This is a genomic window from Spirillospora sp. NPDC047279, from assembly GCF_040643285.1.
Classification (GTDB): Bacteria; Actinomycetota; Actinomycetes; order Streptosporangiales; family Streptosporangiaceae; genus Spirillospora.
This window is the reverse complement of the sequence record NZ_JBEYUA010000039.1, coordinates 1-20,290: the sequence shown is the minus strand read 5'-3', so window position 1 is coordinate 20,290 and position 20,290 is coordinate 1. Positions and strand designations below refer to the sequence as shown.

The window sequence follows — 20,290 nt, the reverse complement described above, 5'->3', positions numbered from 1 at the left end:
TGCGCGAACACCTTGAACCGCGTCCCAGAATTCCCATACGCCCACGACGGCGTCTCGATCGCCAGGTCATCCAACCCGGCAGCGATGTCAGTCATCGTTCGTCATCCCCGAATCAGCGGTCGGCACGTCTCAGTCCAGGTGGAAGACCTCGGTGATCGGCGTCATCCCCGCGTCGGGGGCGCCACCGCCCAGGTCCTCGAAGTAGGGGGCCATCCGGGCCTGCCAGCGTTCGTTCACGTCGGTGGCGGCCATCCCGGCGAGCGCGGCGGCGAAGTCGTCGGTCTCCAGATAGCCGACGAGCAGGCCGTCGTCGCGGAGGAAGAGCGAGAAGTTCCGCCAGCCGGTCTCACGGAGCGCGTCCAGCATCTCGGGCCAGACGCGCTCGTGAGCCGTGCGGTACTCCTCGATCCGGTCCTGGCGCACCTTCAGGAGGAAGCAGATCCGTCGCATGGGAGCCGTCGTCCGCCGTCGCCTAGAAGTCGAACTGGTCGATGTTGGCGGCGTTGAAGACGGTGGGCGGGCCGAGCACGACGACGCCGTCCTTGCCGACGGTCCGCGCGCCGAGCTTGCCGGCCTGGAACGTCTCGCCCTGCTTGCCGGTGATCTGGCCGGAGGCTAGCGCGCCGCCCGCGTACGCGGCGAGGTAGCCGAGGTCGGCGGGGTTCCAGAGCTCGAACTCCTTGACGGTGCCGTCCTTGACGAACTTGCGCATCTGGTTCGGGGTGCCGAGGCCGGTCAGCGCGACCTTGCCCTTGGACGCGGAGCCGGAGAGGTAGCGGGCCGCGGCGGCGATGCCGACGGTGGTCGGCGAGATGATGCCCTTGAGGTCGGGGTAGGACTTGAGCAGGCCCTGGGTCTCGGTGAACGACTTCTGGTCGTCGTCGTTGCCGTAGGCGACCTTGACCAGCTCCATGCCGGAGTACTCGGGCTTCTTCAGCTCGTCCTTCATGAAGTCGATCCAGGTGTTCTGGTTGGTCGCGTTCGGCGTCGCCGACAGGATCGCGATCTTGCCCTTGTTGCCGATCTGCTGGGCGAGCACCTTCACCTGGCTGCGGCCGATGTCCTCGGGGCTGGCCTGGTTGATGAAGACGTCACGGCCGTCGGGGGCGGCGTCGGAGTCGTAGGTGACGACCTTGATGCCGGCGTTGCGGGCGTTCTTGAGCGCCGGGACGACCGCGTTGGCGTCGTTGGCGGAGATGACGATGACGTCCTGCTTCTGCTGGGTGAGGGTGTTGATGTAGGACACCTGGCTGGAGGCGCTGGCGTCGGACGGGCCGGTCTCCTTGCTCTGCCCCTTGAACGCGGTGACGGCGTCGGCGCCGCCCTTGTTGGCGATGGTGAAGTACGGGTTGTTGATCTGCTTGGGCAGGAAGGCGATCTTCAGTCCCGCCTTGAGCGGCGCGTTCGGGTCGGCGGTGGTGTTGCCCTTCGACGCCGTGGCCTCGGACTTGGCGTCGTCCTTGGTGGTGCCGCCGCAGGCGGTGAGCAGCGCTGCCGCGGCGACCAGCGCCGTGAGCTTGGGGATGGCAGACATCAGGAGGCCGTTCCTTCCATCAGGGGTGGTGGGCTGACCGTCCGGGACCGGCGGCTCCGGACGAACGCGGCGAGGTTGGGAGCCAGCACCGAGGAGATGAGCAGGAGCCCGGTCACGAAGTTGAGGACCTCGTTGGAGACGTCGGCGAGGATGAGGGCGTTGCGCAGGACGCCGAAGACCAGGACGCCGGTGAGGACGCCGGGCAGCGTGCCGCGCCCGCCGAAGAACGAGACCCCGCCGAGCAGGACGGCGGCGACGACGGCGAGTTCGAGGCCGGTGCCGTTGTCGGCGCGGGCGCTGGAGTAGCGCAGCGTGTAGACGATCCCGGCCAGGGAGGCGAACACGCCGGAGGCGACGAACAGCCAGAGCTTGATCCGCTTGACCCGGATGCCGGCGAAGTAGGCGGCCTCCTGGTTGTGGCCGAGCGCGAAGACCGCCCGGCCGAGCGGGGTGGCGTGCAGGATCACGCCGGCGACGAGGGCGAGGACGGCCGTCAGCAGGATCGGCTTGGGGATCGGGCCGACCGAGCCGGTGGCCCATCCGGTGTAGGCCGCGGGGAAGTCGGCGACGGCCTTGTCCCCCAGCGTCACGTACGCCAGGCCGCGGTAGAGGGCCAGCGTGCCGATCGTGACGGCCAGCGACGGCAGCCCGAGCCGGGTGACCAGCAGCCCGTTGACCAGGCCGCAGACGGCGCCGACGCCGAGCGCGATCACGAAGATCGACTCGATGGTGAGGCCGGCGTTCCAGAGCGCGCCGATGATCGCGCTGGTCAGGCCGAGCGTCGAGGCGATGGACAGGTCGATCTCGCCGGTGATGACGACGAGGGTCAGCGGGATCGCCATGAGCGCGATCTCCGAGACGTCCAGCAGCAGGAACGACACGTTCGACGTGCCGGCGAAGCCCTCGACCGTGAGGGACGCCACCGACCAGGAGACGATCAGCAGCGCCAGCAACGCCGCCTCCCAGGACGTCGCGCGGCTCTTCAGGTCGTTCATCCGGCCACCTCCGCGACCATCGGGGCGGTCTCGCTGGACCGTTCACGGCTGCGCCGGCGCAGGCGGGCGGCGAGCCGCAGGGCGAGCAGCCGGTCCAGGACGATCGCCGCGAGCAGCAGCGCCCCGTTGATGGCGTACTGGGCGAGCGAGTCGACCTTCAGCACCGCCAGGGCGCTGCTGATCGAGGTGAGCAGCAGCGCGCCGAGCGCCGCCCCCCACGCGCTGCCGACGCCGCCGGAGATCGCGACGCCGCCGACGACGGCCGCGGCGACCACGTCGAGTTCCTTGCCGGTGGCGACGGTGGCGTCGAGCGTGCCGAACCGGGCCGCCCACAACACCCCGGCGAGCCCGGCGATCGCCCCGTTCAGCACGAAGACCGTCAGCAGCCGCCGGGTGACCGGCACGCCCGCCAGGACGGCGGCGTCGGGGCTGGAGCCGATCGCGTACAGCTCACGGCCCGATCGCAGGTTGGCCAGGCCCCACCCGACGGCGGCCAGCACCGCCAGGGTGATCAGCGGCAGCACCGGCACGCCGAGGACCTTCGCGGTGCCCAGCGACAGGAACCCCGACGGCATGTCGGCCGCGTTGACCTGGCGGCCGCCGGCGAACCAGTAGTCGACGCCGCGGATCACGTACAGCGTGCCGAGCGTGGCGACCAGGGCCGGGATCCGCGCGTACGCGACGAGCGCGCCGTTGACCAGGCCCCAGGCCGCGCCGAGCGCGACGCACGCGAGCACGGCCACGATGATCGGCAGGCCCTGGTGGTCGGCCAGCAGGACGCCCGCGGCGAACGCCGACAGCCCGGTGATCGAGCTGACCGACAGGTCGACGTTGCGGGTGATGATGACCATCGCCTGGCCGATGGCCAGCAGGCCGATGATCGAGGCGTTGAGCAGGATGTCGCGGAAGCTGTCGAGCGACAGGAACGACGGGTTGGCCAGCCCGGTGCCGAGGAACAGCAGCACCGTCGCGCCGACGATGCCGAGCTCGCGGATCCGGCCCAGGCGTTCGAACGTGCCGTTCACGCGGCGGCCTCCCCGCGTCCGGTGGCGGCGGCCATGACCTTCTCCTCGGTGGCGTCGGCCCGGGCGATCTCGGCGGTGAGCCGGCCCTCGTGCATGACGAGGATCCGGTCGGCCATGCCGAGCACCTCGGGCAGGTCGGACGAGATCATCAGGACCGCCAGGCCGTCGGCGGCGAGCGTGGACAGCAGGCGGTGCACCTCGGCCTTGGTGCCGACGTCGATGCCCCGGGTCGGCTCGTCGATGATGAGGACCTCGGGGCCGGTCGACAGCCACTTGGCGAGGACGACCTTCTGCTGGTTGCCGCCGGACAGGACCGCGACCGCGTCCGACAGCCGGGAGTACTTGAGCCGCAGCCGCGTCGCCCAGTCGGTCGCGAGCGCACGTTCGGCCGCCGTGGAGATGATCGGCCCGCGCCGCAGCCGCCTCATGCCGGTGACCGCGATGTTCCGTTCGATCGACAGCTCCATCACCAGCCCCTGCTGCCTGCGGTCCTCGGGGACCAGGGCGAGACCGGCGGCCATCGCGGTGGTCGGCGACCCGGGGCGCAGCGGCGTGCCGCCGAGCGTCACCGAGCCCGCGTCCCATCTGTCGACGCCGAAGATGGCGCGGGCGACCTCGGAGCGGCCCGCGCCGACCAGCCCGGCCAGCGCGACGATCTCGCCGCGCCGCACCTGGAACGACACGTCGGTGAAGACGCCCTCGCGGGTCAGCCGGGACACCTCGAGCGCGACCTCGCCCGGCTCGGCCTCGACCTTGGGGTACAGCTCCTTCAGCTCGCGGCCGACCATCCGCCGCACCAGGTCGTCCTCGGTGAGCCCGGCGACGTCCTCGGTCGCGATCCAGGCGCCGTCCCGCAGGATCGTCACCCGCCGGCAGAGGGCGAAGATCTCCTCGATCCGGTGCGAGATGAACAGCAGCGCGCGGCCCTCCTCGGCGAGCGTGCGGGCGACGGCGAACAGACGCCGCACCTCGCGCCCGGAGAGCGCCGCCGTGGGCTCGTCCATGATGAGCACGCTCGCCTCGCGCGAGATCGCCTTGGCGATCTCGACGACCTGCTGGTCGGCGATCGACAGGCCGCGTGCCGGACCGGCCGGGTCCAGCACGACGCCGAGCCGCTCGAACAGCTCCCCGGCCGCCGCGTTCATCGCGCCGCGGTCGAGCCGGCCGAACGCGCCGCGCGGCTGGCGGCCCATGAAGATGTTCTCCGCGACCGACAGGTCGGGGAACAGCGTGGGCTCCTGGTAGATCACCGCGACGCCGGCGTGCTGCGCGTCCGCGGGGCCGTGGAAGTCGACCGGCTCGCCGTTCAGCAGCACCTGGCCCGAGTCGGGCCTGTGCACCCCGGCGAACGTCTTCACCAGCGTGGACTTGCCCGCGCCGTTCTCCCCCGCCAGGGCGTGGATCTCCCCCGCGTACAGCTCGAGGCGCACTCCGCGCAGGGCCCGGACCGCGCCGAACGACTTGCTCACATCGGACAACGCCAGGACGGGTCTCGGCTCGTTCACCCGTGGCCTCCTGATCTCAGGACGGAGCCGCTCGGCAAAATCGTTTTAATCTCCGATCGTGAGTGGACGGTAGATGTGACCCAGACCACCCGTCAATGCCTGGAGAGCCGGAAATCTCGGCCATTGACACGTTTTAATTCGCCGGTCACCATGTGGCATGCTTCCCCCGTTCATCCCGCGGACAGTCGGCGAGGACCCCCATGGCGAGCAGTGATCCCGGTCAGCGCGACGGGACCATCGGCATCAAGGAGGTCGCCCTCGCCGCCGGCGTCTCGCCGGGCACGGTCTCGAACGTGCTCAACCGGCCGGAACGTGTCGCCGCCGCCACCCGTGCCCGGGTCATGGAGGTGATCGGCGAGCTGGGGTTCGTCCGTAACGGGTCGGCGTCCAGCCTGCGGGCGGGGCAGGGCCGCCTCGTCGGGCTGATGGTGCACGACCTGGCCAACCCGTTCTTCACCGCGATGGCCGCAGGCGTCGAGGACCTGATGAGCGAGCGCGGCTACGCGGTGATCCTGTGCAGCTCGGCGACGTCGGTCGAACGTGAGGACCGCAACCTGCGGATGCTCGCCGAGCAGGGGGTCCGCGGCGTCCTGGTGACACCTGTCGAGGACGGCCGCGACCGGTTCCGGCTGCTGCACGAGCGCGGGATCGGCACCGTCATGCTCGACCACGCCGCGACCCGTCCCCAGCAGTGCTCGGTCACCGTCGACGACGTCGCGGGCGGCCACATGGCCGTTACGCACCTGCTCGAACGCGGCGCGCGCGACATCGCCTACGTCTCCGGCCCGCTGAGCATCCGGCAGTGCGCCGACCGCCGCACGGGCGCGCTCCAGGCGATCGAGCAGGCCGGCCCGCCGGACGCGGCGCTGCGCGAGGTCGAGGTCCCCGACCTGACGCCGCGCTCCGGCCAGCGGGCCGCGGAGCGGCTGCTGGCCGAGCTGCCGGACGCGATCTTCTGCGCCAACGACCTGCTCGCGATGGGCGTCCTGCGCGAGCTGCTCCAGCAGGGCGTGCGGGTGCCCGAGCGGGTCCTGCTGATGGGCTACGACGACATCGAGTTCACCACCGCCTCGGCCGTCCAGCTCACCTCGGTCCGCCAGCCGACCTACCAGCTCGGACGCATCGCCGCCGAGCTCCTCCTCGACGAGTGCGACGACACCGGCGGGCACGCCCACCAGCAGATCCTCTTCCAGCCCGAACTCGTCGTCCGCGAGTCGACCACGCCGGCCTAGGGCGCTCGGTCAGGGCTGCTTGAAGGTGCCCTGCTTCGAGAAGTCGACGGCGTCGCGCGGAGCCGTGATCTTCTCCGCCTCGCCGTAGGCGAAGACCAGGCGGTCGCCGGCCGAGCCGTCGTCGGTCACCCGGACGTTCTCCGTCTTGGCGAAGGCGGTCTGCGCCTTCGTGAGGATCTGGGCGGCGTCCGGTGCCGGGGTGGCGGTCACCGTCACGGTCGGAGTGGGCTTCGCGGCGGTCCCCGAGTCGCACGCCCCCACGGTCAGCACCAGGATCGCGGCACCGACACCGGCATGAAGCCGACGGACCTGGACAGTGCCGAGACCGTTCGGCATCGTGCACCACCTCAACGGTTTACACAGCGTCACAGGGCCCGACTACCTGCCGCAGAACGGCCTGCACGTAGCCGGGGTCGGCGGGCGCGTCGTCGATCAGGATGGCGGCGCAGAGCCCGTCGGAGGCCGCGACGAGCGCGGCCGCCGCCCGGGCGTCGTCGGTGCAGTGCCGGGCGAGCTCGGCGACGTGCGCCCGCCAGCGGCGGGCGATGGGGCGCAGGGCGGGGCGCCGGGCGGCCAGGGTCGACAGCTCGCGTTCGGCCAGGGCGCGGTCACGTCCGGGACCGGCGGACTCGGCGATGAGCTCGGCGAGCCCGCGCAGCATGTCGCCGCCGTCGTCGATGATGGCGCGGATGCGCGCGGTGTAGGCGTCGGTGACGCTGGTCAGCGCGGCGACGAGCAGGTCGTCGAGGGTGGCGAAGTAGTACGTGCTCAGGCTGGTGGGGATGCCGGCCTCGGCGGCGACCGTCCGGTGCGTCACCCCCGCCGCGCCGTCGCGCTGGACGACGCGGAGCGTCGCCTCGATGATCTCGGCCCGGCGCCGCTGCCCCCTGGCCTTGCGCCCGTCCGTCGTCTCGTCGCCCATGGTCGTTCAAGGTTAGGCGACGATCACTGCCGGGGTCCGCCGATAGGACGGACGTGTCGCAGCAGGAGCAGGCACGCCGCGGCGGCGGCCACGATCGCGGCGCCCGCGGCGAGGGAGGCGATGTTGAGGCCGGTGGTGAACGCCTCCCGCGACTCGCCCGCGGTGCCCGGCGCCCGGGACCGGTGGACGACCGTGGCGAGGCTGCCGAGCAGCGCGACCCCGACGGCGAGCCCGAGCTCCTGGACGGTCTCCGACATCGCCGCCGCCGATCCGGACCTGGTGGCCGGCGCGGCCCCGACGACGATCTCGGTGCCGAGCGCCGCGATGGCGCCGAGGCCGAGGTAGACGAACGCGAACCCGGCCACGACGGCCGCCCTGTCCCCGGTGCCGGCGGTGGCGAGGAGCGCGTACCCGACGAGGGAGAGCACCAGCGTCGCCGCCATCACCGTCCCCGGCCGGACGCGCCTGGCCACGAGCGGGGCGCCGACGGCGGCGGTGAACATCGCGAACGCCGGCGGCCCCATCAGGAGCCCGGCCTCCGCGGGCGAGAGTCCTTCGACGAGTTGCAGGAACTGGGTGACCAGGTACATCGTGCCGCCCACGCCGACGAGCCCGACCAGCAGGACCGCCAGGGCGGCGGAGAAGGCACGGTCGGCGAACAACGTCACGTCCAGCAGCGGCGCGTCGAGCCTGAGCTGCCTGCGGACGAAGGCGACCCCCGCGGCCACGCCCGCCGCCGCCAGCAGCGGCGCCGGCAGGTCGAGCCCGTGCGCGGCCAGGTGCTTCACGGCGAAGAAGGCCGGCAGGACCGCGGCCAGCGACAGGACGACGCTGACGAGGTCGACCCGGCCTCCGCCGGGCGCCGCGTACTCGGGGAGCAGCGCCCGCGCGCCCGCCAGGACGGCCACCGCCACCGGCACCGCGACCAGGAACGCCGCCCCCCACCAGAACCGGTCGACCAGGGCTCCGCCCACCACCGGGCCGGCGGCCATCCCGAGGGCGAACATGGTCGCCCAGACGCCGATGGCCACCGCGCGCTGCCGTACGTCGGCGAACATCGTGCTGATCAGCGACAACGTGGACGGCATGAGCGTGGCGCCCGCGACGCCGAGCAGCGCCCGCGCCAGGATCAGCAGACCGGCGCTGGGGGCGAACGCGGCGAGGACCGAGACGGCGGCGAACGCCGCGACCCCGATCATCAGCAGCCGCCGGCGCCCGACACGGTCCCCCAGAGTCCCCATCGTGATGAGGAAGCCCGCGATGAAGAAGCCGTAGACGTCCATGATCCACAACGTCTGCGCGGCCGACGGGTCCAGCTCGGCGGCCAGGCTCGGCAATACGAGGTACAAGACCGTGACGTCCAGGCCCAGCAACATCGTCGGCAGCGCAAGCAACCCCAGCCCGGCCCACTCCCGCGCCCCGGCCCGCCGCACCCTCTCCTGCATGACTACTTCAGACATACTTGAACGATAGTTCAACTAGTACGATCGTTCAAATAGATGCCCGGACGACCGCCAGGCCGAGACGAACGCTCCGCTCTCCGTTCTCGCGCGTTCCCCGCCCTGTGGAGATCGAATGCCGAATCGTCTCGTCCGCCGACGGACCGTCCCGTCCACCACGATGATCACCTTGCTCGGCCTCACCCCCGCCGTCGCCACGGCCGCGCCCGCCAGGTGACCGCGTTCGGCATGGCCCGTGTGCCGGGCACCCGGACGATCTGGATGGTGGGCAGCGTCCGGCCCTGGTCCGGCGGCGCGAGCACGCCGGAGCGACCCCTGATCGAACGTTTCGGCTGACCGATGGCACCACCCCCGGCCGGTGTCCGCGATCTCAGAGCGGCAGCCGGCCGGTGCGTGAGGAGCCGGCGGCCAGCACTGCCGCCGCTCCCCCGTCCATGGCGCGGCGCCCATGCTCCGGCGACGTTCGTCCATTCTCGAAATACCGAAGAGTATTCGACGTTTTATCCAGATAAACATGGCCTGACCGTTTCTTGCCGCTCCTCACACATGCGCAACAGACGAATTTTGTGTCACACGACTGATATCCACCCCCGATCTGATAGGACCATGGTCGCCAGTCACGGGGGAAAGCGGGTGGTGAACGATCGAGGGGGTCATGAGGATGGCGAGCGAGGAAGGTGTTCGCCCCGTCACCGAGGTCGTGAAGGCGCTACGCCACAATCGGCATATCGCCGACAATCCGTCCTACGAGACCATCGGCAGGGTCTCCCACATGCTGGCGGCGAGGAAGACCCTCGTGTACGGCGTGCAGGTCGAGGGGATTCCCAGGTCCACCGCGAACGACCTGCTGCGCGGCAAACGGGTCCGCGGGCCGATCAAGTTGTGGCAGGTGTTGTCGCTGGGGGCGACGCTGCGCTGGATCGCCGACCAGAACGATCAGCTTGACGCCGACGCCATGATTCCCATTCCGGAACTGCGCCGGTTGTATTACGGGGCCGAGCAGCGGGAGCCGTCCGCATCCGCCGGCGGGAAGACCGCCGCACGGCCGCGGCACCACTGGCCGCCCGCCGGGCCGCCGCCTTCTATCGGCCCCGTGGAGGCGGTCCCCGGCGCCCCCGGGATGTCCCGGGAACGCGAGCAGGCCACCGAACGGCTGCTGGACGACGCCCGCCGCCGAGGTTCGGACGCGTGGTGGAGCGCCTACGAGGGCGTCGTCCCGGAATGGCTCGCCGCCTACCTCACCCTCGAACGGGAGGCCCAGGAGATCCGCGTCTACGCGCCGTACCGGATCCCGGAGTTGCTCCAGACCAGGGAATACGCCCGGCACACCATTCGCGAGGACATGCCCGGCCTCGACCGGAAGACCGTCGCAAGGCTGGTGAAACTGCGGATGCGGCGCCAGGAACTGCTCCGCCGCTCCGATTCGCCCGAATACTGGGCCGTCGTCAATGTGCGCGCCCTTCAGCGGGGCACCGTTCCACCGGACGTGCTGCGGGCTCAACTGAAACACCTGCTCACGATGGCCAACTTCCGGAACATCGAAGTGCAGTTCATCAAGGACGAGGCCGCCCGGGACGTCATCTGTCCCCGCCCGATCACGATCATGCGCTTCGCCGAAGGCGGCTACCTGGACATGGTGTTCGTCCAGCACCCGGACCATGGCATCTACCATTACCGCAACACCGACGTGGCCTACTTCTCCCTGTGCCACGGCACGCTGGCGGTGCGGGCGATCCAGCCCTTCGAGATGGTCCGGACGCTGCTGAAGGCCCTTGACCGGCTTTAGCCAGGAGAACGTCGACTCGTGCGCACGCCGGGGCCGTCTGATGAAATGGACGGCAAAGCCCCGGTGCCGGCACGGAGGAAACGATGACCAGCGGCAGCCCTGATTCTTCCAGCAAGGCCAGGAGCGAGGACGGCAGCGGGATCGACACCAGCGTCCCGCATTCCGCCCGGATCTGGAATTACTGGCTCGGCGGCAAGGACAACTTCCCCGTCGATCAGGAGGCGGGCGACCAATACGCGGAGACGTTCCCCGGAATCTTCGACATGGCCCGCGCCTCCCGCGAGTTCATCGGCCGCGCCGTCACCTTTCTCGCCGCCGAGCGGGGCGTGCGGCAATTCCTGGACATCGGCACCGGCCTGCCCACCGAGAACAACACCCACCAGGTCGCGCAGCGCGCCGTTCCCGAGGCGCACATCGTCTACGTCGACAATGACCCGCTGGTGCTGGCCCATGCCCGCGCGCTGCTGACCAGCAGGCCCGAGGGAGCCACCCACTATCTCGACGCCGACCTGACCCGGCCGGAGGACATCCTGGCGCGGGCGGAGAAGCTCCTGGACTTCGCGCAGCCGGTCGCGCTCATGCTGATGGGCGTCCTCGGGCACATCCAGGACGACGAGCAGGTCGACTCGATCGTGCGGACCCTCCTCGGCCCGCTGCCCTCCGGCAGCCACCTGGCCGTCTACGACGGCACCGCCACCGACCCCGACCTGCTCAAGGCGCAGGAGGGGTACGACGACACGGGCGCCGTCCCGTACCGGCTCCGCAGCCCCGAGCAGGTCCGGTCGTGGTTCGACGGACTCGAGGTGGTCGAGCCGGGGGTGGTGCCGATCCGGCGCTGGCGTCCCGACCCCAGCCCCCTGGAGCCCGTCGACGTCAACGCCTACGGCGGCGTCGCCCGCAAGCCCTGACCCGCGAGCCTGACCCGCGAGCCCCGGCCTCGCCCGCTCCCGCTCGCGTCAGGTGCGCAGCGCGTCGAGCGCCAGCGCCGCGTACCGGCGCCACTGCGCGGGGTCGCGGATGCCCAGGTCGAGCAGCACGCGCGAGTAGCCGCCGACCAGCACGCGGATGTCCTGGAGGGTGGCGTCGGGCCGCAGCCGCCCCTGCTCGACCGCGGCGGCGACCAGGCCCGCGAACTGCTCGGTGCTGCGGGTCTGGCCGTTCCACCGCTGGTCGTGCGGCAGCACCTCGACCAGGAAGCGGTCGCTCGCCAGCCGTTCGGCGATGTCGATCAGCAGCGAACGCAAGGCCTCGAACGCGTCGGGCTGCCGCGCCGCCGCGTCCACCCGCTCGATCAGCCAGGTGATCCGGTGCCGCGCTACGGCCTCGACGAGGTCGGCCTTGGTGGGATAGCTGCGGTAGACGGTCGCCTTGCCCACCCCGGCCCGCGCCGCGACCTCGGGCACGGTGGCCTCCAGGCCCCGTTCGGCGAACACCTCGACCGCCGCGGCGACGATGCGCTCATGGTTGCGCCGGGCGTCGGCGCGCCGGTCGGCCCAGTCCGCGCCGGCCGGGTCCGCTTCGTGGGAGAGCGCTGGAGACATGACCCCTAGTCTGCCGCCTCCCGCTGGAGACGGTCCTCCGACGCGGCGGCGTCCGGGCCGGGAAGCGCCGCCCGCGCCTCGGCGTCCCCGGCGGCGGAGCGCCGCGGGATCATGAACGCCGCCACGGCCGCGACCATGGTCGCGGCGGCGCCGATCCAGAACGCCTGGGTGTACGCGCCGTCGGTGGGCACGGGACTGGCGATGGTCACGCTGCCGGCCAGCACGGTCGCCACCACCTGGGACCCCAGGGACGAGCCCACCGAACGCACCAGGGCGTTGACGCCGGTCCCCTCTCCCGTCTTCTCGCGCGGCACCGCGTCGATGATGAGGTTGGGCATCGCCGCCATGCCCAGGCCGATCCCGGCGAACACCAGCATCGACAGCCCGATCACCGCGCCCTGCGAGCTGTGCTCGAAGGCCAGCCCGCCCAGGCCCAGCGCCGCCAGCAGCGCACCGCCCGTCAGCGGGACCTTGGGCCCCAGCCGCTGCGTGATCTGCCCGGACGCCCCACCGGCGACCAGCATCGCCGCCGATCCCGGGAGCAGCAGCAGGCCCGCGCCGGTGGCGTCCAGGCCGAAGCCGTAGCCGGCCGCCTCGGGCGTCTGGGCGAGCTGCGGGATCAGCATGAACGCGCCGAACATGCCGAACCCGAACAGCAGCATCGTCAGGTTGGTGACCAGCACCGTCGGGCGGCCGAGCACCCTCATGTCGACCAGCGGCGCGGTGACCCGCAGCTCCACCAGCACGAACACGACCAGGACGGCCAGTCCCCCGGCGATCAGCCCGAGTGTCCGCGGGTCGCCCCATCCCCACGTCGAGGTGCGCGTCAGTGCCAGCAACGGCGCGGTCAGCCCGACCGCGAGCAGCAGCACGCCGGGGACGTCGATCCGCCCCGGGGACCGTGTCCCCCCGCCGGGCAGCCGCGTCGCGCCCAGCGCGGCGAGCCCCGCCGTGGCCGCGCCGACCCAGAAGATCCACTCCCAGGAGGCGTGGTCGATCAGCAGGCCGCCCATGAGCAGGCCGCCGCCGGCGCCGATCCCGGCGATCGCGGAGATCAGCCCCAGCGCCCCGGGCCGCCGCCGGGACGGGAACGAGTCGTTGATGATCCCCATGCACAGCGGGAACAGCCCGCCGCCCGCACCCTGCACGACCCGGGCGGCCACGACCACCCAGATGCTGGTCGCCACCGCCGCCAGCACGCTGCCCACCGCGAACAGCGCGAGCACCACGATGAGCATCTTCCGCTTGCCCAGCATGTCGCCGAGCCGGCCGAACACCGGGGTGAGGATCGCCGCCGACACCAGGTACGCGCTCATCACCCACGACACGTCGGCCGTCGAGGCGTTCAGGTCCCGGCCGAGCTGCCCGATCCCCGGCAGCAGGGCGGTCTGCGCCAGCGCGAACGCCGCGGTCGACAGGGCCAGCACGAGCAGGCTGCCCGTGCCCGCCCGCCGTTCAGTTTCGATCACCGAGTCTCCCTGAGAGGACGAAACGGACTCACGGGTCCATTTACGCCGAACACCGTACCACCAAACCGGACCCTAGGGTCCACATACGTTCCGACACCGCGCACCCCTGGCCCGCCGGGGGCCGACCGGTAATATCCGCAGCATGAAACCCGCCACGCTGACGGGACGCATCAACGCGACGGCGCTCGAGTTGCTCGACCGCCATCCCGAGGGCCTGCGCTGGTCAGAGCTGAACGCCAAGATCGAGGAGTCGGACCCCGGGTTTCACCCCAAGACGGTCAACGGATGCGTGTGGAAGCTCGTCGACACCTTCCCCGACGAGGTCTACAAGCCCGCCAAAGGCGTCTTCCGCCTCCGCAAGTACGCCTCCCCGGCCGCCGACGAGTCCTGACCGCATGCCAGACCTGATCCCGGACGTCTGGCGGGTCCCATGTCCTGCTAGGCCTGGGCGTGTTCGGGGAGAAGGGAATCGGCGCGGTTCTCCACCGGGGCGACGCGGGAGAGTACTACCCCAGGGGCAGCAGGCCGGTCGAGCGGGACGTCTTCTACTCCGACTTCGGCAACGCGCGGTTCTTCCCGCCCGATTCGGAGATCGATCTGGCCCAGGTCAAGTCGACCGTTTCCGGCCGGGGGACGAGGTCCTCGGCACGGCGACGGGCCTGCGCCGAGGACGCCCGCACGACGCAGGACCGGCTCGCGCCCCAACCGGTCTCACTCCGTCCGGGGCCCTCCTGCTCAACCCCGGCACGGGCGCGAGCGGCCTCCGCATGTACCGTCCGCCAGGTCAGGCCGGTGCCGCTGTCCCCGTTCGTCCGCCACATGCTGCGGTCGACCGCACCCATCCCCTGCCGGAGACCGTCGCGGCCCTCGACCACATCGAGGCCGGCCACGCCCGCGGCAAGGTCGTCATCACCCTGGAGAACCGGTGAACGGGCACCGTCGGACGCGACATACCCGCCGGGAAATCGTGCCCGGCGAAACGTGACTCCGCATCGGATTTGTATCGCACTTTCCCCGCCCCTTAAAGAGGCTTTGTGGCCGAAATGGGCCATGCGTCCGAGAATGGTCAAAACGTACCCAGAACGACTGGGTTGATGGATATTGCGGCGTATGGCCGCTGCCACCTCTGTTCCGCGCCGACTCGTCGCCGCGATGTGCGCACTGCTCCTCGTCCCCGTCGTCGCGATCATGGCGGCGACACCCCCGGCCACCGCTGCCGCCGCCGTTCCGGCGGGCTTCAGCGAACAGGTGGTCTTCAGCGGCCTGACCAATCCGTCGAACGTCGAGTTCGCCGACGACGGCCGCGTCTTCGTCGCCGAGAAGAGCGGCGTCATCAAGGTGTTCGACTCCCTCGCCGACACGACGCCGGCGGTCTACGCCGACCTGCGGGCCAAGGTGCACAACTACTGGGACCGCGGGCTGCTCGGCATGGCGCTGCACCCGGACTTCCCCACCGACCCGCGCATCTACGTGCTCTACACCTACGACGGCCTGATCGGCGGGCCGTTCCCCAAATGGGGGACGGCCACCTCCGTCGGGGACCCCTGCCCGACGCCGCCCGGGCCGACCAGCGACGGCTGCCAGGTGAGCGGCCGCCTGTCGGCGCTGACCCCGTCGGGCACCGCTGTGGCCGAGCAGGTCCTGATCGAGGACTGGTGCCAGCAGTTCCCGAGCCACTCGGTCGGCACCGTGGCCTTCGGGGCGGACGGCATGTTGTACGCGGGCGGCGGCGACGGCGCCAGCTTCAACTACACCGACTACGGCCAGGACGTGTTCGCCGAGTCCGACGTCACGCCCGACAACCCGTGCGGCGACCCGCCGTCGGCCGTCGGCACGGCGTTGTCGGCCCCGTCCGCCCAGGGTGGCGCCCTGCGCTCCCAGGACCTGCGCACCGGCGGCGACCCCGCGACGCTCGACGGCGGCCTGATCCGCGTCCACCCCGACACCGGCGCCGCCGCCCCCGGCAACCCGCTGTCGGCCAGCGCCGACCCCAACACCCGGCGCCTGACCGGCCAGGGCCTGCGCAACCCGTTCCGGTTCACCGTCCGGCCGGGGACGAACGAGATCTGGGCCGGCGACGTCGGCTGGGGCACCTGGGAGGAGATCAACCGCGTGGTCAGCCCCACCGCCGGGGTGACCAACTTCGGCTGGCCCTGCTACGAGGGCTCGGGACGGCAGAGCGGCTACGACGGGGCCGACCTCAGCCTGTGCGAGAACCTGTACGCCGCGGGCACCGGCGCCGTCGCCGCCCCGTACTACGCCTACAACCACGGCGCGCAGGTCGTGCCGGGCGAGACGTGCACCACGGGCAGCTCCTCCATCGGCGGGCTGGCGTTCTATCCCGGCGGCAACTACCCGGCCGCCTACGACGGGGCGCTGTTCTTCAGCGACTACAGCCGCAAGTGCGCGTGGGCCATGCGGGCGGGCACCGACGGCCTGCCCAACCCGTCCGACATCATCACCTTCGCCACCGGCTACGGCATGACCGAGCTCCAGGCGGGCCCCGGCGGCGACATCTTCGCGGTCGACTACGACAACGGCCGGATCATCCGGTACGTCTACAACGCCACCAACAACCCGCCCACGGCGGTCATCAACGCCGACCGGACCAGCGGCGGCGCGCCGCTCACCGTCTCCTTCGACGGCCGCGCCTCCAACGACGCCGACGGCGACCCGCTGACCTACGCCTGGGACCTCGACGGGGACGGCGGCTACGACGACTCCACCGCGGCGAACCCGCAGCGCACCTACACCGCCGCGGGGACGGTGACCGTCCGGCTGCGGGTGGACGACGGGCGCGGCGGCACCGGGACGGCGTCCGTCGGGATCAGCGTGGGCAACACCGCGCCGACCGCGACCATCAGCACGCCCGGCCCGGCGACCCGCTGGAACGTCGGCTCGACGATCTCGTTCTCCGGCTCGGCCACCGATCCCGAGCAGGGCACGCTGCCGGGCTCGTCCCTGACCTGGACGCTGATCATGCATCACTGCCCCAGCGACTGCCACACCCACCAGGTCACCACGATGACCGGGACGAGCGGCACGTTCGCGGCGCCCGACCACGAGTACCCGTCCTACCTGGAGCTGCGGCTCACGGCCGAGGACGCCGGCGGGCTGACCGACACCAAGAGCGTCCGGCTCGACCCGAACACCTCGGCGCTGACCTTCGCCTCCACCCCGGCGGGCCTCCAGCTGTCCTACTTCTCGGCCTCCGCGACCACCCCGTTCGCCCGGACGGCCATCGTCGGCTCCAGCGGGTCGATCTCGGGGCCCAACGTGCAGACGTCCGCCAACGGCGTCCACCGCTTCGTGTCCTGGTCGGACGGCGGCTCGCGCAGCCACAACATCACCACCCCGGCGACCGCAGCCACCTACACCGCGACATACCGGAGCAAGCGCAACCTGGCCCTCGGCCGCACGGTCACCACGTCGAGCACGCCCTCGACCGGGCTGGAGGCCGCCAGGGCGGTGGACGGCTCGATGTCCACCCGCTGGTCCAGCCCCTACAGCGACCCGCAGTGGATCCAGGTGGACCTCGGCGGAACGCACAGCGTGGACCGCGTCCTGCTCAACTGGGAGGCCGCCTTCGGCCGCGCCTACCGCGTCGACGTCTCGACCAACGGCACGACCTGGACGACGGTGCACTCGACGACCACCGGCGACGGCGGGACCGACCACATCACCTTCACCCCGACCGACGCCCGCTATGTGCGCCTGCACGGCACCGCCCGCGGTACGCAGTGGGGCTACTCGCTGTGGGAGCTCGGCGTGTTCGGCGAGACCGGCCGCGTCACCGGGGTCGGCTCCAAGTGCACCGAGGTGACCGGCGGGGCCACCGCCGACGGAACGCAGATCCGGCTGGCGACCTGCACCGGCGGCGCCCCGCAACGCTGGACCCTGCCCGAGGACCGGACGGTGCGTTCGCTGGGCAAGTGCCTGGACGCCAGGACCACGACCAACGGCGCCCCCGTGGTGTTGTGGACCTGCGACGGGTCGGGCGGCCAGACCTGGCTGCCGCGCGCCGACGGCACCCTGCTCAACACCCGCTCCGGCCGCTGCTACGACGCCGAGGGCAACTCCTCGGCCGACGGCACCCGTCTGATCATCTGGACCTGCCACACCGGCGCCAACCAGAAGTGGGTGCTCCCCTGATCCTGTGAGGGTCCCTCCAGCGATCCGCCGCCCGCCGGAACGTGCGGGCGGCGGATCACCTCCTGCGGAAGGGGCGTGCGTCAGGCCTCGATGGCGCCGAGCTGCTTCAGCTGCGCGTGGACGTCCACGACACCCCAGATCTCGGCGATCCGCCCGCCCGCGAACCGGACGATGAAGATCTCCTTGTACGAGACGGGCCTGCCGGTCGGCGGCAGGCCCCGGTACTCGCCCCGGTGGGTCCCGGTGACGGTGTTCCGGAAGACGACCTTGTCGCCTTGCGCGATCACGTCCTCGGTCGTGACGCGGATGTCGGGGAACGCCGTGAGGAGCACCGCCCACACCTGCTTGAGCGCGTCCGCGCCCGACAGGCCCATCGGCACCGGCGCGTGGAACACCACGTCCGGCGCGACGACCTCGTCGACCACGGCGGAGATGGCCTCCAGATCGCCGGTGGCGGTGGCGTCGTGGAACCTCCTGAACGTCGCCGCGTTGCTCTCCTCCCGGGTCACGGGCGCGTGCCACCGGTCGAGCGCGGCGTAGGCCGGCCGCCATGCGTCCCGGTAGGCGAGCCGCACCCGCTCGGGGACGAACGCGAGCATCGCCGGGGGTCGTCCACGCCACCGGCGGTGATCTTGGCGATCAGCTCCAGCTCGCTCCGCAGGGCGTCGTGCGTCGCGTTCATGTCGTAGGTGGTGCTCATCAGTCGCTCCTTCGGATTTCGCCTCTCACCAGACCGACGACGTACCCCGCCGGAATGTCAGGCGGCGGGCGGGCGTCACATTCCAGCGCGCCGCTCATGCTCGTAGTCGTCCAGGCCGAACTCGTAGGGCGGCTCGAGCCGCAGCTCCGAGACCGCCGCCACCGCGCGGTCCGCGCGCAGCCGTTCGACGATCTCCGCCGACGTCCCGACCAGGTCGGGCGCGAAGAGGATGCGCCGCTCGCCGTGGGGCTTGAGCGTGCGCTCGTGGCGGCTCGCCGCGTACGCGCGGTAACGCTCGCGGGTGGCGGCGTCGGCGCCGTCGAGGGGGACGACGACGCGTCCGATCGCCACCCGCCCGGACGGGTGCAGCCGCCGGTACTCCTCGATCAGTCCCACCTGCGCGGAGACGAAGTCGTCGCCGGTCTCGCCGAGGACGATGTTGCCGCTCAGCAGGTTGAGCCGGTGCTCGCCCGCCCAGCGGACGGAGCGCAGGCTCGTGCCGCCGTACCACACGCGGTCCAGGAGCCCGGGGCTGTGCGGTTGCAGCCGGGGCCGCTGCACGTTGCCCGGGGACTGGATGCGCGTGTCCTCGTCGCCGAGGTAGTCGCCGCGCAGGTTCGCCAGGAGCCGCGCGATCAGGCTCACGGTGTCGCCGCCGAGTTCGAACTCGACCCGGCCCGGGGCGTCGTACACGTGCTCCAGCCCCTCGACCGCGGCGCCGACGGTGGTCGGGCGCGGCTCGTCGAACGGGACGTACCGCCCGGTCACGATCCAGCGCGGGTCGTGGTCGTAGTCGGGCGTCCCCTGGAAGGCCGCGCGCAGCGGGTTGTCCGGGTGGCGGGGCCGGATGATGTCGTGGCCGCCGCGCTTGGCGACCTCGATGGCCGCGTCCTTCCAGAACGCCGTCACGCCGCCGCGTTCGGGCAGCACGCCGAAGCCGTGCTCGCCGCGCACCGGCGTCCCGTCCACGACGAGTTCGTCGCCCTCGTCCAGGGTCACGACGACGCCCCCGGGCCCGGTCGACCAGGCGCCCGGCGCGTCCGGGAATCGCCGGGGCTCCTCGTCCAGCCAGTGCAGCCCGGTGATCGCCAGGAAGCCGTGCGGGTCGGCGAGCCGCTCATGGTGCGCGCGCCGCCAGTCCTTCCACTCCTCGACCAGCCTGTCCTCGGTGGCCTCCACGCTCATGTCCGTTCCTCCAGTCGCCGTGCGTTGACTCCGGCGCCGCCGCCGGGGATGGCGGCGAGCAGTTCCCGCGTGTACGGGTGCCCGGGATGGTCGAAGATGTCGTCGGTGGCCCCGGTCTCGACGATCTGACCCTCCCGCATGACCGCGACCCGGTGGGCGTTCTGCCGCACCACGGCCAGGTCGTGCGAGATCAGCAGGTACGCGACGCCGGTGCCCTCCTGGAGCTCGGCGAGCAGCTCCAGGACCTGCGCCTGGACGGAGACGTCCAGCGCCGAGACCGGCTCGTCGCAGACCACCAGGTCCGGGGAGAGCGCGAGCGCGCGGGCGATCGCGACGCGCTGCCGCTGGCCGCCCGACAGTTCGGCGGGCCTGAGCTGGGCCCGCCGCCGCAACCGCCGCAGCCCGCCGCTCCTGACCGCGGCCACGTCCTCGCCGTCGAAGAGGATGCGGCCCGACGTCGGCCGCGCGAGGCGCAGGATCAGGCGGGCCGTGGTCGACTTGCCCGACCCCGACTCCCCGACCAGGGCCAGCGTCTCGCCGCGGTGCACGGTGAGGCCGACGCCGTCGACGGCGCGCAGCGTACGGGTCTTGCCCGACGCCTTCGGCAGGCGGAACTCCTTGACGAGGTCCTCCACGACGACCAGCGGATCGGCGGAGGACTCCGTGCCGGACGCGGGCGGACCGGCCGGCTGGTTGACGATGTCGACCGCGGCGGGCAGCGGGGTGGTGACCACCGGGATGCCGCGCGCCATGTACTCGATCATCTTGGTCGGGACGGAGTGCC

19 protein-coding genes are annotated in these 20,290 nt (G+C 71.7%); 6 read left to right on the top strand and 13 right to left on the bottom strand.

The window, feature by feature from the left end; all coding sequences use genetic code 11:
• Nucleotides 1–129: 129 nt before the first annotated feature.
• Genes ABZ810_RS47315 through ABZ810_RS47295 form a run of 5 tightly spaced genes read right to left on the bottom strand, consistent with a single transcriptional unit; the run spans nucleotide 130 to nucleotide 5,059 of the window.
• A complete protein-coding gene (locus ABZ810_RS47315) occupies nucleotides 130–450 on the bottom strand; it encodes an L-rhamnose mutarotase (RefSeq protein ID WP_358415324.1) in 321 nt (106 codons plus the stop codon).
• Nucleotides 451–472: 22 nt separating this feature from the next.
• Complete coding sequence (gene rhaS / locus ABZ810_RS47310; RefSeq protein ID WP_358415321.1) at nucleotides 473–1,534, bottom strand: rhamnose ABC transporter substrate-binding protein; 1,062 nt, start codon at nucleotides 1,532–1,534, stop codon at nucleotides 473–475.
• Entirely contained in the window at nucleotides 1,534–2,529 is a 996-nt protein-coding gene (locus ABZ810_RS47305) for an ABC transporter permease (protein ID WP_358415318.1), read from the bottom strand. The genes rhaS and ABZ810_RS47305 overlap by 1 nt, the downstream gene beginning before the upstream one ends.
• On the bottom strand, nucleotides 2,526–3,554 hold the full coding sequence (locus ABZ810_RS47300) for an ABC transporter permease (protein WP_358415315.1): 1,029 nt from the start codon (nucleotides 3,552–3,554) through the stop codon (nucleotides 2,526–2,528). The genes ABZ810_RS47305 and ABZ810_RS47300 overlap by 4 nt, the downstream gene beginning before the upstream one ends.
• Nucleotides 3,551–5,059 carry a sugar ABC transporter ATP-binding protein gene (locus ABZ810_RS47295; protein WP_358415312.1) on the bottom strand — a complete coding sequence of 503 codons (1,509 nt, stop codon included), beginning with the start codon at nucleotides 5,057–5,059 and terminating at the stop codon, nucleotides 3,551–3,553. Before ABZ810_RS47295 ends, ABZ810_RS47300 begins: the two co-directional genes overlap by 4 nt.
• A 200-nt stretch (nucleotides 5,060–5,259) precedes the next feature.
• On the opposite strand from ABZ810_RS47295, the gene ABZ810_RS47290 reads away from it, so the two are divergent.
• A complete protein-coding gene (locus tag ABZ810_RS47290; RefSeq protein WP_358415309.1) occupies nucleotides 5,260–6,291 on the top strand; it encodes a substrate-binding domain-containing protein in 1,032 nt (343 codons plus the stop codon).
• A 9-nt stretch (nucleotides 6,292–6,300) separates the two neighbouring features.
• Here ABZ810_RS47290 and ABZ810_RS47285 read toward each other — a convergent pair whose 3' ends face one another.
• Genes ABZ810_RS47285 through ABZ810_RS47275 form a run of 3 tightly spaced genes read right to left on the bottom strand, consistent with a single transcriptional unit; the run spans nucleotide 6,301 to nucleotide 8,673 of the window.
• The gene (locus ABZ810_RS47285) at nucleotides 6,301–6,627 is read right to left on the bottom strand and encodes a hypothetical protein (protein ID WP_358415307.1); all 327 of its coding nucleotides are present in this window, start codon (nucleotides 6,625–6,627) and stop codon (nucleotides 6,301–6,303) included.
• Nucleotides 6,628–6,646: 19 nt separating this feature from the next.
• Entirely contained in the window at nucleotides 6,647–7,213 is a 567-nt protein-coding gene (locus ABZ810_RS47280; protein WP_358415304.1) for a TetR family transcriptional regulator, read from the bottom strand.
• A 23-nt stretch (nucleotides 7,214–7,236) separates the two neighbouring features.
• Complete coding sequence (locus ABZ810_RS47275) at nucleotides 7,237–8,673, bottom strand: MFS transporter (protein ID WP_358415302.1); 1,437 nt, start codon at nucleotides 8,671–8,673, stop codon at nucleotides 7,237–7,239.
• A 661-nt stretch (nucleotides 8,674–9,334) separates the two neighbouring features.
• Between ABZ810_RS47275 and ABZ810_RS47270 the strand changes: the two genes are divergently transcribed.
• Entirely contained in the window at nucleotides 9,335–10,459 is a 1,125-nt protein-coding gene (locus tag ABZ810_RS47270) for a DUF5753 domain-containing protein (RefSeq protein ID WP_358415299.1), read from the top strand.
• Between the two features lie 83 nt (nucleotides 10,460–10,542).
• Entirely contained in the window at nucleotides 10,543–11,367 is an 825-nt protein-coding gene (locus ABZ810_RS47265) for an SAM-dependent methyltransferase (protein ID WP_358415296.1), read from the top strand.
• A 48-nt stretch (nucleotides 11,368–11,415) separates the two neighbouring features.
• Here the strand turns inward: ABZ810_RS47265 and ABZ810_RS47260 are convergent, their stop codons facing one another.
• Both ABZ810_RS47260 and ABZ810_RS47255 read right to left on the bottom strand, forming a co-directional pair.
• Nucleotides 11,416–12,000, bottom strand: coding sequence for a helix-turn-helix domain-containing protein (locus ABZ810_RS47260; RefSeq protein WP_358415293.1), 585 nt, complete (start codon nucleotides 11,998–12,000; stop codon nucleotides 11,416–11,418).
• A gap of 5 nt (nucleotides 12,001–12,005) precedes the next feature.
• The gene (locus tag ABZ810_RS47255) at nucleotides 12,006–13,469 is read right to left on the bottom strand and encodes an MFS transporter (RefSeq protein ID WP_358415290.1); all 1,464 of its coding nucleotides are present in this window, start codon (nucleotides 13,467–13,469) and stop codon (nucleotides 12,006–12,008) included.
• Nucleotides 13,470–13,611: 142 nt separating this feature from the next.
• Here ABZ810_RS47255 and ABZ810_RS47250 point away from each other — a divergent pair, with 142 nt between their 5' ends.
• The 3 genes from ABZ810_RS47250 (at nucleotide 13,612) to ABZ810_RS47240 (ending at nucleotide 17,621) form a co-directional block, all read left to right on the top strand.
• Complete coding sequence (locus ABZ810_RS47250; RefSeq protein ID WP_358415287.1) at nucleotides 13,612–13,860, top strand: hypothetical protein; 249 nt, start codon at nucleotides 13,612–13,614, stop codon at nucleotides 13,858–13,860.
• 376 nt (nucleotides 13,861–14,236) lie between these two features.
• On the top strand, nucleotides 14,237–14,398 hold the full coding sequence (locus ABZ810_RS47245) for a hypothetical protein (RefSeq protein ID WP_358415284.1): 162 nt from the start codon (nucleotides 14,237–14,239) through the stop codon (nucleotides 14,396–14,398).
• A gap of 181 nt (nucleotides 14,399–14,579) precedes the next feature.
• Entirely contained in the window at nucleotides 14,580–17,621 is a 3,042-nt protein-coding gene (locus ABZ810_RS47240) for a ricin-type beta-trefoil lectin domain protein (RefSeq protein ID WP_358415281.1), read from the top strand.
• 80 nt (nucleotides 17,622–17,701) lie between these two features.
• Here the strand turns inward: ABZ810_RS47240 and ABZ810_RS47235 are convergent, their stop codons facing one another.
• The 3 genes from ABZ810_RS47235 to ABZ810_RS47225 form a co-directional block, all read right to left on the bottom strand.
• On the bottom strand, nucleotides 17,702–18,220 hold the full coding sequence (locus tag ABZ810_RS47235; RefSeq protein ID WP_358415278.1) for an ester cyclase: 519 nt from the start codon (nucleotides 18,218–18,220) through the stop codon (nucleotides 17,702–17,704).
• A 176-nt stretch (nucleotides 18,221–18,396) separates the two neighbouring features.
• Nucleotides 18,397–19,506 (bottom strand): DUF1684 domain-containing protein, encoded by a 1,110-nt coding sequence (locus ABZ810_RS47230; protein ID WP_358415275.1) that lies wholly within the window; start codon nucleotides 19,504–19,506, stop codon nucleotides 18,397–18,399.
• Nucleotides 19,503–20,290: ATP-binding cassette domain-containing protein (locus tag ABZ810_RS47225; RefSeq protein WP_358415273.1), on the bottom strand; the 788-nt coding region annotated here is incomplete at its 5' end. The genes ABZ810_RS47225 and ABZ810_RS47230, both read right to left, overlap by 4 nt.